At 38.4% G+C, this 12,204-nt stretch carries 10 protein-coding genes; all 10 read right to left on the bottom strand.

Annotation, left to right across the window (positions count from 1 at the left end; all coding sequences use genetic code 11):
* Positions 1-31 precede the first annotated feature (31 nt).
* Complete coding sequence (locus tag HCB38_RS05755) at positions 32-1,282, bottom strand: dihydrolipoamide acetyltransferase family protein (RefSeq protein WP_185318705.1); 1,251 nt, start codon at positions 1,280-1,282, stop codon at positions 32-34.
* 30 nt (positions 1,283-1,312) lie between these two features.
* Positions 1,313-2,296, bottom strand: a complete 984-nt coding sequence (locus tag HCB38_RS05750) for an alpha-ketoacid dehydrogenase subunit beta (RefSeq protein WP_185318704.1) — start codon at positions 2,294-2,296, stop codon at positions 1,313-1,315.
* A 16-nt stretch (positions 2,297-2,312) separates the two neighbouring features.
* Positions 2,313-3,308 carry a thiamine pyrophosphate-dependent dehydrogenase E1 component subunit alpha gene (locus HCB38_RS05745; RefSeq protein WP_185318703.1) on the bottom strand — a complete coding sequence of 332 codons (996 nt, stop codon included), beginning with the start codon at positions 3,306-3,308 and terminating at the stop codon, positions 2,313-2,315.
* 24 nt (positions 3,309-3,332) lie between these two features.
* On the bottom strand, positions 3,333-4,760 hold the full coding sequence (gene lpdA / locus HCB38_RS05740; RefSeq protein ID WP_185318702.1) for a dihydrolipoyl dehydrogenase: 1,428 nt from the start codon (positions 4,758-4,760) through the stop codon (positions 3,333-3,335).
* Positions 4,761-4,775: 15 nt separating this feature from the next.
* Positions 4,776-5,843 carry a butyrate kinase gene (buk, locus tag HCB38_RS05735; protein ID WP_185637812.1) on the bottom strand — a complete coding sequence of 356 codons (1,068 nt, stop codon included), beginning with the start codon at positions 5,841-5,843 and terminating at the stop codon, positions 4,776-4,778.
* Between the two features lie 136 nt (positions 5,844-5,979).
* Positions 5,980-6,846: a phosphate acyltransferase gene (locus HCB38_RS05730; protein WP_185318700.1), complete on the bottom strand. Its 867-nt coding sequence runs from the start codon at positions 6,844-6,846 to the stop codon at positions 5,980-5,982.
* Positions 6,847-6,972: 126 nt separating this feature from the next.
* Positions 6,973-8,664: a DNA repair protein RecN gene (gene recN / locus HCB38_RS05725; RefSeq protein WP_185318699.1), complete on the bottom strand. Its 1,692-nt coding sequence runs from the start codon at positions 8,662-8,664 to the stop codon at positions 6,973-6,975.
* A 22-nt stretch (positions 8,665-8,686) separates the two neighbouring features.
* Positions 8,687-9,136, bottom strand: a complete 450-nt coding sequence (gene ahrC, locus HCB38_RS05720) for a transcriptional regulator AhrC/ArgR (RefSeq protein WP_003722493.1) — start codon at positions 9,134-9,136, stop codon at positions 8,687-8,689.
* Positions 9,137-9,326: 190 nt separating this feature from the next.
* A complete protein-coding gene (locus HCB38_RS05715) occupies positions 9,327-10,151 on the bottom strand; it encodes a TlyA family RNA methyltransferase (RefSeq protein WP_185318698.1) in 825 nt (274 codons plus the stop codon).
* The gene (gene dxs / locus HCB38_RS05710; RefSeq protein WP_185318697.1) at positions 10,148-12,067 is read right to left on the bottom strand and encodes a 1-deoxy-D-xylulose-5-phosphate synthase; all 1,920 of its coding nucleotides are present in this window, start codon (positions 12,065-12,067) and stop codon (positions 10,148-10,150) included. The genes HCB38_RS05715 and dxs overlap by 4 nt, the downstream gene beginning before the upstream one ends.
* Between the last annotated feature and the right edge of the window lie 137 nt (positions 12,068-12,204).

The raw sequence follows: 12,204 nt of genomic DNA, 5'->3' as shown, positions 1-12,204 counted from the left end.
CAATACCCGCTAAACCTAGATTAAAACATTTTTAATACAATGCTGTATTTTCTTTAGAAATTTTTTCGACATTGGCTTTAATTGCTTGTAAGAATTTACCAGCTAGTAAGCCGTCTAAAATACGGTGATCGATGGATAGACATAGGTTCACCATATCTCGTACAGCAATCATGTCGTCAATAATGACAGGACGTTTAACAATCGATTCCACTTGAAGAATTGCTGCTTGGGGATGATTAATAATGCCCATTGATTGAACAGAGCCAAATGAACCTGTACTATTTACAGTGAAAGTACCGCCTTCCATATCGACTTGACTTAGTTTACCAATACGCGCTTTTCCAGCAAGTTCACTTATTTCGCGAGCAATGCCTTTAATGGATTTTTCGTCTGCATTTTTAATAACTGGAACATACAATAAATCGCCAGCTGCGATAGCTATCGAAATATTAATATTCGCATGTTCGATAATTTTATCGCCTGCCCACGTGCTATTAAGTTGCGGGAATTCTTTCAAGGCTTGCGCAACGGCTTTAATGAAAAAGGCAAAATAGGTTAACGAATAACCTTCTTCTTTTTTAAAGCTATCTTTAACTGCATTACGGTAACGAACAAGGCCAGTTGCATCTACTTCCACCATCATCCAAGCATGCGGAATTTCTTGTTTACTTACGCTCATATGTTTAGCAATGGCTTTTCTTACGCCATTGATTGGGATTTCTTTATCGCCAGCTGCAGAACGAACAGGTGCAGCAGTTGGTGCTTTTTCTTGTGCTCTGTTTGTTGATTCCTCTGGTTTAGTAGCTACTGGTCCGTTTTCAATGACTTGAAGTAAATCTTTTCTTGTAATTCGGCCACCCTTACCTGTGCCTTCTACAGTGGATAAATCAATATTGTTTTCACCAGCAATTCGCAGTACGGCGGGTGAAAATCTCCCACTAGCTGGTGCTTCTGCTAATTTCACTTGTTTTGTTTCTTGTTTTTCTGGGGCTTTTGCTTCTGTTTGTTCTACTTCTTCAGCAGGATCAGAATTTCCTGCATCTGCTGTTTCAATTGTACAAATAATCTCGCCCACTTCAAGCGTTTCATCTTCTTCTGCCAAAATTTCTTTAATTGTCCCGCTAAAAGAAGATGGGATTTCTGCTGTTACTTTATCTGTTAAAACTTCCGCGATAGCATCATATTTTTCGACTGTATCGCCAGGTTTAACTAACCATGAACTAATCGTTCCTTCTGTTACACTTTCCCCTAATTTGGGCATGGTGATTTTTTCAACTGCCACGGGTCTTCACTCCTTTAATTTAAAACGGGTCTAAAATTCCGCTAATTCTTTCATTGCATCCGCAACTTTATCTGGATTGATCATAAAGTGTTTTTCCATCGTTGGCGCAAAAGGCATTGCTGGTGTATCTGGTCCTGCGAGTCTCGCAATCGGGGCGTCTAAGTCGAATAGACAGTGTTCCGAAATAATTGCCGCTACTTCACTAATAATACTTCCTTGCTTATTATCTTCTGTTACAAGAAGTACTTTGCCAGTTTTTTTGGTTGCTTCTATAATTGCTTCTTGGTCTAATGGATAGATTGTCCGTAAATCAAGAATATGGGCTTCCACACCATCAGCTGCTAAACGTTCTGCAGCTTGTTGGGCAAATTGAACAGCAAGTCCGTAAGTAATAACTGTAATATCGTCACCTTCACGAACAACATTTGCTTCACCAATGGGAACAATATAATCCGTTTCAGGTACTTCGCCTTTTAGTAAACGATAAGCACGTTTATGTTCAAAGAAAAGAACTGGATCATTGTCGCGAATCGCTGCTTTTAAAAGTCCTTTTGCATCATACGGGGAAGATGGTACGACAATTTTTAAACCAGGTTGTCCAAAAAACACTTTTTCAACTGATTGAGAATGATAAAGTGCTCCGTGTACCCCACCGCCAAAAGGTGCACGAATAACCATTGGGCAAGACCAATCGTTATTAGAACGGTAACGAATTCTGGAAGCTTCTGAAATGATTTGGTTAACAGCCGGCATAATAAAGTCAGCAAACTGCATTTCTGCTACTGGACGGTATCCATACATCGCCGCTCCGATTCCGACTCCGGCAATTGCAGATTCAGCAAGTGGTGTATCAAGAACTCGGTCTTCACCAAACTCATCATATAGGCCAGCAGTTGCTTTAAATACGCCCCCTTTTTTTCCTACATCTTCACCTAAAATAAATACTTTATCATCGCGCTCCATTTCTTCTTTAAGCGCCATTGTTATTGCATCAATATATGAAATGACTGGCATTCAAATTCCCTCCTAATCAGCTATTCGCTTCTTCATCGTATACATAAAGTAAAGATGATTCTGGCTCAGCGTATGCTGCACTTTCCGCGTAATCGGTCGCTTCATTAACTTCTTTAGTAATACTTTTTTCGATTTCAGCAATTTTTTCTTCTGTTAAGTAACCTTCTTCAAGTAATTCTCTTTGAAAAATTTTCAGTGGATCTTTTCCTTTTGCTTCGTCTACTTCTTCTTTTGAACGATAACTACTGTCATCGTCATCAGAGGAATGTGGTGTGAAGCGGTAAGAAACCGTTTCGATTAATGTTGGTCCTTCGCCATTTCTTGCTCGATCGGCCGCACGTTTAAAGGCAGCATATACCTCTCCCATATTTGAGCCATCTACACGCTCACCTGGAATACCATAACCGATTGCTCGGTCCGATAGTTTTTCTGCAGCATATTGTTTTGATGCTGGTACAGAAATCGCATATTGGTTATTGTGAATAACGAAAACAACTGGCAATTTATGTACAGATGCGAAGTTGATTCCTTCATGGAAATCTCCTTGGTTAGAAGATCCTTCACCTGTTGAAGCATAAATTGCAATGTCATCGCCAGCCATTTTCGCCGCAAGACCAATACCTGCTGCGTGTGGGAACTGGGTAGTTACAGGTGAACTTTGTGTCACGATGCGGTTTGATTTTTGACCAAAGTGAGCTGGCATTTGACGACCACCAGAATTTGGATCTTCCGCTTTAGCGAACGCAGATAACATAATATCTTTTGCTGTCATCCCAAATGCTAACACCACTGCTAAATCTCGGTAATAAGGTAATGCGTAATCTTTATCTAAATCAAAGGCGAATGCTGCGCCAATTTGTGCTGTTTCTTGTCCTTGTCCAGAAATGGTAAAAGGAATTTTGCCAGAACGGTTAAGCAACCACATACGCTCGTCTAGTCTTCTTGCCATTAACATTGTTTCATACATTTTAATTAATTTATCTTCTGTTAATCCTGCTTCTTTTAAAGTCATTTTTGTTCCTCCTTTAAAGCTGTATTACCCATGAATTGCATTACCATCCACAGCAAGGGCAGCTTCTCTAAAACTTTCTGATAAAGTTGGGTGTGGGTGAATGGTGTTGCCCACTTCCCACGGCGTTGCATTTAAAACTTGTGCTAAAGCGGCTTCGCTAATCATGTCTGTTACATGAGGGCCAATCATGCTTACGCCTAAGATATCCTCTGTCTTTTTATCTGCAATAATTTTAATGAAGCCATCTGATTCTCCGTAAACGAGTGCTTTCCCGATACCACGAAAGAAAAATTTACCTTTTTTCACTTCATGACCGCGTTCTTTTGCTTGTTCTTCTGTGATACCGACACTTGCGATTTCTGTAGAAGTATAGATACAGCGGGGAACTAGGTCGTAGTCAAGTTTTTCAGTCGCTTTTCCGACAATATGGTTGGCTGCAATCGTTCCTTCTTCCATTGCAACGTGCGCAAGTTGAATCGTTGGAATGCAGTCACCAATCGCGTAGATATGACTTTCTTTCGTTTGATAAAAATCATTTACTTGGATAAAGCCATTTTCGGTCGCGATATCCGTGTTTTGTAGACCAATATTTTCTGTATTAGCTGAACGACCGACAGAAACGAGAATTTTATCTGCTGTGAAAGTTTGTTCTTCGCCCTTAATGATTGCTTTAATTTCTACGCCAGTCTCTGTTTTTTTATAACTAGCTGCTTGAACTTCAGCAGATGTATGCATGTTTAATTTTTTCTTTTTATAAAGTCTTGCTAATTCTTTGGACACTTCTTTATCTTCGGTTGGTAAAATTCGGTCTGCATATTCAAGTACCGTAACTTCCACACCAAAATCATGCATCATTGACGCCCATTCCATCCCAATAACTCCACCACCAACAATAATAATTGATTTTGGTAAAGTTTCCAGATTGAGAGCTCCATCAGATGATAAAACATTTTCTTCATCAATGCTTAAGCCATTTAATGTACGTGGTTTAGAGCCCGTTGCAATAATTAAATTTTTAGGAATTAACATTTCATTTTCAGAACCATCTTCAAATTCGACTGAAACCGTTCCAGCTGTTGGTGAAAAGATAGATGGTCCTAAAATCGTTCCCGTTCCAACAAACAAGTCGATTTTTCCTTGTTTAAATAATTGATGGATTCCTTTTTCTAATTGATCAACTATTTGCTGTTTTCTTTCTTGTGCTTTTAAAAAGTTGATTCCAGCAGTTCCTTCTACAGAAACACCAAATTCACTTGCTTTTTTCACCGTTTGCAGAACTTCGGCTGACCGTAATAATGCTTTTGTTGGAATACAGCCTCGATGAAGACAAGTTCCTCCAACTTTTCCTTTTTCCACTACTGCTACTTTTTGGCCATTCTTAGCTGCCTGGATTGCTGCGACGTATCCGCCTGTTCCTCCACCAAGAATAACTACATCATATTCTGTTGCCACATTATCTCCTCCTTTTTAATACACTTTTTCTTTCTCAAGACCAGCAAGTACACGTTGCACACCACTATTTAGCGCTTCTAATTCATCTTCTCCTGGTTCTATAATTACACTAGTTATCCAGTTTGTTTGCTCGATAATTTTACTTGTAAAAAGTTCACTTCTCGCAAGTCCGCCAGTTAAAATAATGGCGTCAATTTTACCTTGTAAGACAACAGAACATGCGCCAATTTCTTTGCTTACTTGATAAGCCATAGCATCAAAAGCTTCGATAGCTTTCTCATCTCCTGCTTGTACTTTCGCTTCCACTTCTAACATGCTGTTGGTTCCTAAATATGAAACCATTCCCCCACGGCCAACAATCAGTTCATGTAACTCACGTTTTGTCCATTTCCCGCTAAAACACGCTTCTAGAAAATCATTCATCGGTAATGAACCAGAACGTTCCGGACTAAAAGGACCATCCCCATCTAGTGCATTATTCACATCCACTGCTTTTCCTTGTCGATGAGCGGCGACCGAAATTCCTCCACCAAGATGTGCAATAACAAAATTCATTTTTTCATATTCTTTTCCTAGCTTTTTGGCAATTTTTCGACCTGCCGCTTTATGATTTAATGCATGAAAAATACTTTTCCTAGTAACAAAAGCATTTCCAGATATTCTTGCAATTTCCTGCAATTCATCCACGACAACCGGATCCACAATAAAACTAGGTATAGCAAGTCCATCTGCTATTTTTTTCGCAAGCATTGCACCTAGATTCGAGGCGTGCTCTCCGTATTTATTATCTTTTAAATCATCTATCATTTTCTCTGTAACCATATATGTACCGCCAGCAACTGGTCGAAGTAAACCACCTCTTCCAACTACCGCTTGTAATCTCTTTACATCATAACCATGTGCATCAATCACTCGACGTAGAACTTGCCACCTAAAATCAAATTGTTCCTGTACATCATTAAAGTCGGCTAGTTCTTGCAATGTGTGTCTGACGGTTTCTTCAAAAAGTACTTTATCGCCATGGTAAACAGCGAGTTTGGTAGACGTGGAACCAGGATTTATGGTTAAAACATCAAAAGACATTTGCTTTCCTCCAAATTTAATTGTGAAAAATGCAGTAGGTTATCATTTTCCCATGGACTATTGTAACACGTAGGTTGTAATCAAATAAAAGCCTTTGCATTCAGATTGTTAAAGTCCGTCTATTCACATTATTTCATCATTTCTTAACTAGTCTTACAGTCAGTATGAATGAAGCTAATTTGTTTTCAGGTGTATCATTTCTTGAAGAAATAACAATAGGTACTTTCGCTCCAACGACTGCACTGCCAACTTTAGCTCCTGCAAAGTAAACTAACGATTTGTAAAGTGCGTTTCCAGTTTCAATATTAGGCGCTATTAAAATGTCTGCTTCGCCTGCTGAACTATCCGTTATTCCTTTATGGAGAGCCGCTTCTTTGGAAATAGCTACATCAAGAGCTAACGGACCTGTGACAGCTATCTTATTTCCGAAATACTGCACAACTTCCTGCGCTTCTAATGTAGATGGCATTTTTGCTGTAACTTCTTCTACGGCACTAAGTAGAGCAATTTTAGGATTAATGATACCGATTTGATGAGCTACTGCTACAGCATTTTCTGTGATAGCAATTTTTTCCTTTGTTTTTGGTGCTACATTCATGGCGCAGTCGGTTATTAGTAATGGTTTGTGATAAGCAGGAATATCAAAAATGGCAATTTGGCTCAACAATTGGTCCGTACGAAGGCCATTTTCTTTTTTTAATACATGGTGCATCAATGTAGCAGTTGGAATGAACCCTTTTACTAAAATGTCTGCCTCTTTATTTTTCACAGCTAAAATGGCGCCTTGTGCTGCCGCTTCTGCTGTATCCGTTTGAATCCACGTAACACTTTCGTTCGCCGTTAAGGTTTTGTCTTCTTTCTTACCAAATAAAAGAAATTTACCTAGTTTTTGTTTTAATGCAAGACGAATGGTTTCTAATACTACTTCATCATCCGCGCCAGCTACTGCAAAAACAAATGAACTTGTTTCTGCTACCTCTGAAAAAAATCTATTTTTTATCATAAAAACAACTCCTTATCACACAAAAAAGCCGCATTTCGAATTAGTAGTTGTTTTTATGACCAGGTAATAATTTCTACCTTATTCATTTTAAGCAAAAACTATTCGATATGCAAGCAATTTCGTTTTTTAATATGTTTGTTTTACTTTTTCCGCTTGTTCAATCATTTCTTTTGCATGTTGTTTTGTTAGTTCTGTCACTTCTATTCCAGCAATCATTCGGCTAATTTCTTCTACTTTTTCTTCTCCTTTTAGCACTGTAACAGAAGTCGTTGTGCGTTTGTTTTGGACTTTTTTCGTAATATAGTAATGGTGATTTGCCATTGCTGCAACTTGAGGCAAATGACTGATACATAGTACTTGCGAGCCGACTGAAACAGCATAAATTTTTTCTGCAATTGCTTGACCGACGCGACCACTTACCCCCGTATCTACTTCATCGAAAATAATCGATGTAATGCCTTGATGTCTAGAGAAGATAGTTTTTAAAGCTAACATCATTCTAGATAACTCTCCGCCAGAGGCAATTTTTGCTAATGGTTTTAAGGGCTCTCCTGGGTTGGTCGACATATAGAAAACGACACTATCTTGTCCTGATTCTGTTAGTTCCATTTTGTTCGCTTCAAAACGCACACTAAAAATGGCTTTCTCCATATAAAGTTGATTTAATTCTTGTTTAATTTGTTTTTCTAACGTGATTGCCGCTTTTTTACGGATATCAGTGAGTGCAGTTGCTTGTTTTGTTAGTTCTTTTTTGAGTGTAGCTAATTTTGTCTCTAAATGACCTACATGCGATTCACTATCTGTTAGTTTTTCCATCTCGCTGCTTATTTCTTGTTCGTATTGGATGATATCTTCAATTGTTTTACCATATTTGCGTTTTAATTGGTTTAAATCATTTAAACGCGATTCAATTTGATTAAGTTCTTCTGGCTGGAATTCGAGTTGATCAAGCGATTGTCTAATTTGGCTCATGCTATCTTCTAACATATAGTAACTAGAAGAAATGGCCTCACTGACTGCTTTATAATCCGTATGAATACTTGCAGCTATCTCCATTTGACGCATCGCTTCCCCGATAAATTCAAGCCCGCCCGGCTCGCCTTGAATTGCCGCATAAGCACCTTGTAAATTTTCGTTAAGTTTTTCAAAATTAGCCAAGATGTTTTTTTGTTCTAATAAACGATCTTCTTCACCAGCTTGCAAATTAGCATTTTCAATTTCTTGTTGTTGAAAACGAAGCATATCAAGCCGTTGTGCTAATTCTCGCTCGTTTTTTGTCCAATTTTGCCATTCTTTCTCAATAGTTTGATATTCTTTAAAATTAATTTGGTACTTCGTTAGTTCTGGCTTCATTTTGTCTGAAGCAAACCGATCAAGTAACGATAGATGAAACTCCTCGTTCATCAATTCCTGGTGCTCATGCTGACTATGAATATCTATTAACTTCGAACCGATTTGGCGTAATAGAACAGTAGTGACAAGTTTCCCATTGATTCGGCAACTATTTTTCCCTGAGCGAAACAAGCTGCGTTCTAGGACGACCATATCATCTGAAGCATCTATTCCATTCTCTATTAAAGCATTTCTACAAGCAAGGTTATCCTCTGCTAACGCAAAAAGCCCTTGAAGTTCTAGACGTTCCTCTCCGTGACGGATAAAATCAGCTGATCCGCGTCCGCCAACAAGAAGACCAAGCGCATCAATAATAATTGATTTACCAGCGCCGGTCTCCCCAGTTAGTACCGTCATCCCTTCTTGAAAAGTTAAAGAAAGCGATTCGATGATAGCAAAGTTTTTAATTGTCATTTCTTGAAGCAAAATCTTTCACCTCCAACCATTTTTAAAGCATATCTATAAAACGATCTGTTAATGTTTTTGCATTTTCTTCCGAGCGACAAATAATTAAACATGTGTCATCTCCACAAATAGTTCCAGCTTTTTCTGGCCAGTCCAAGTTATCGATTAGTGCACCAACCGAGTTTCCATTTCCTGGCATTACTTTTAAAATAATCATAAATTGCACATTATCAATCCCAATAAAGCAATCAATCAAAGCGCGTTTTAATTTTTGATGTGGGTTAAAACTATTATCGGCAGGTAGACTATATTTGTAGCCGCCTGTTTGTGTTGGAACTTTGACAAGATGAAGTTCTTTAATATCACGGGAAACAGTTGCCTGGGTGACTTTAACATCGCGTTCTAATAGAAGTTCTACTAAATCTTCTTGCGTGTCAATCTCATTAGATGTAATCAATTCTCGAATAATAATATGACGATGACCTTTATTCATTCCTTTTTCACCTCACGATAATTTTCTACTTACATCTTATCCGAAAAAACGCATAAAGTCACGGAATTAGTGCAAATTTATGCAAGAAAAGTTTCTTTAATACTTTATACATAGGAAATACATTGCAAAACAGGCAAAAAGAGCATGGTAAACGCAAAAACCGGAAAACATCACTGCTTTCCGGTATACATTATTTATCTAATTTAGTATGCGCTTTTTCGATAAGTTTTGCAATCGCATCTGGTTCCAAATGGCTTATCCCAGTTTCCCCGCCAGTCCATTTAAGATGCGCAATAAATTCGATGTTTCCTTCTCCACCAGTAATAGGGGAAAAATCTAGCCCCATTAAGTCATAACCATTCTCAAGTGCAAATTGAACAATATGTTCAACTACTGATGCATGTACAGCTGGATCACGAATAATTCCTTTTTTACCGACCTGCTCTCGTCCCGCTTCAAATTGTGGTTTGATTAGTGTCATCACATCACCGCCAGTTACAAGCACGTTTCTAAGTACAGGCAAAATTAATTTAAGTGAAATGAAAGACACATCAATAGTTGCAAAATCAGCCAAGCCTTCTACAAAGTCAGCTGGTGTTACATGGCGAAAATTAGTTCTTTCCATCACAGTGACACGTTCGTCGTTGCGAAGCTTCCATGCGAGCTGATTATAGCCAACATCCAGCGCGTAGGAATGCCTTGCCCCGTTTTGTAGAGCACAGTCTGTGAAACCGCCTGTAGAAGCTCCAATATCAAGCATTAATTTGTCTTTCACATCAAAATCAAATACTTGTAAAGCTTTTTCTAGTTTTAAACCACCACGGCTTACATATGGCATTTGTTTTCCTTTTACTTGAAGTTCGCTATCAACAGGGATTTTTTCTCCTGGTTTGTCCACACGTTCCTCTTTCCGGTAAACAATCCCAGCCATAATAGCTCGTTTCGCTTTCTCTCTCGTTTCAAATAAGCCTTGTTCTACTAGCAGAATATCTGCACGTTCTTTTTTTATTGTCATAGTCTCTTCGCCCTTAATTTCTCGCTTTGTGCGAGCATTTCATTTATTTTTAATACTATTCCAGATTTAGAAATACCATATGATTCCAATATTAACGGTACAGAACCATGACGAATGAATTCATCCGGTAAACCAATTCGATGTATAATAACATCCGTATAATTATTCGCCTCCACAAATTCTAACACACTCGTACCGAATCCACCTTTTAATAAAGATTCTTCTACTGTCAAAATAGGAATTTTTTGCTTTAAAATCTGATGCAATAATACCTCATCTAGCGGTTTGATATAGCGCGCGTTAATTACTCCAACATGACATCCTTTTGCCTCTAACTCTTGAGCGGCTTGAATGGCTAATTGAATGGTCGGCCCAAAACTTAAAATAACAGCATCAAGGGGTTGAATAAGCGTTTCCCACTGCCCAATTGGTATAAGTTTGGTTGATTCAACTAAAGATGCACCTGGTCCATTTCCGCGCGGATAACGAATCGCAAATGGACCATCGTTATACGCAAAAGCAGTATCCATTAATTGCTTTGCTTCTATTTCATCTTTTGGCATCGAAATAATCATATTCGGGATACTATTCAAAAAAGAAATATCAAAAACGCCTTGATGTGTTTCGCCATCAGCTCCTACGAGTCCAGCTCGATCAATACCAATTACGACATTCAATTTTTGTCGACAAACATCATGTACTAGCTGGTCATAAGCTCTTTGTAAAAAGGTAGAATATATCGCAAGGAACGGTTTCATTCCCTGTGACGCTAAACCTCCAGCCATTGTTGTTGCATGTTGTTCAGCGATTCCAACATCAAAAAAACGTTCTGGGTATGTTTTAGCAAACTTTTCTAATTTTGAGCCAACTGGCATTGCAGGCGTTATCGCAACAATACGCTCGTCCGTTGCTGCTAATCGCATTAATTCATTGCTAATGACTGAACTCCATGATAACGTCTTCTTAACCGGCTTAATAAAACTACCTGTTTCAACTTTATAGGGACCTGTACCATGCCAGGTGCCGCGAGAGTCTAATTCAGCTGGCTGGTATCCTTTACCTTTTTTTGTGACGATATGAAGCAATACAGGCCCTTTTGTGCGTTTGGCAAATTCCAAGTTAATGATAATGTCTTCTAAATTGTGTCCATCAATGGGTCCCAGATACATAAAACCTAGTTCTTCAAAAAAAGTGCCTTCTACAAGTAAATGTTTTATGCTATCTTTTGCTTTTTCGGCTGTATCTGCCAATTTTTCACCAGCAGTAGGGATTTTTCTCATTAGTTTATCTAAATTCGTTTTGGTTTGCTGAAATTTATTAGAGGTTCTTAATTTCCCAAGAATGTTGTGGAGTGCACCTACATTTGGTGCGATGGACATATCATTATCATTTAAGATAACAATCATATCCTTACCCATATCACCAATATGATTTAAAGCCTCTAAAGCCATGCCACCTGTTAGCGCACCATCGCCAATCACTGGAATTACATAAAAGTCCTCTTTTTTAATATCTCTAGCAATAACCATTCCTGCCGCTGCAGATAAAGAAGTGGAACTATGGCCCGTTTCAAATACGTCATGAATAGATTCTTTTCGTTTTGGAAATCCGTCTAAGCCGCCATGCTCACGTAAAGTATCAAATTGGTTTGCCCTTCCAGTTAGGATTTTGTGCACATAAGACTGGTGACCAACATCCCAAATAAACTTATCTTTTGGACTATTAAAAGTATAATGCAACGCAATTGTTAGTTCTACCACACCAAGGTTAGGACCGATATGCCCACCTGATTTGGAGGTAGAAGTAATTAAAAAAGCGCGAATATCCGCCGCAAGTGCTTCTAATTCTTGTATATCCAATTGTTTCATAAAGGAAGGATCCTTTATTTTTAAAAGATCCAAATAAAAACAACTCACTTTCCAAAGAACCGCTCGCATTCATGCGCGCAAGGACTTTTTTTCTTGATTAATTGTTCTTATTATAGCAAACAATTGTCGTTAAACCAAACAACGCAAAATAATTTTTGGCAAATAAAAAAGCAAATCACCGAAAT

Source organism: Listeria farberi (genome assembly GCF_014229295.1).
Lineage (GTDB): Bacteria > Bacillota > Bacilli > Lactobacillales > Listeriaceae > Listeria > Listeria farberi.
Note: the sequence above shows the minus strand (reverse complement) of the source record. Positions and strands in the feature narration are given on the sequence as shown.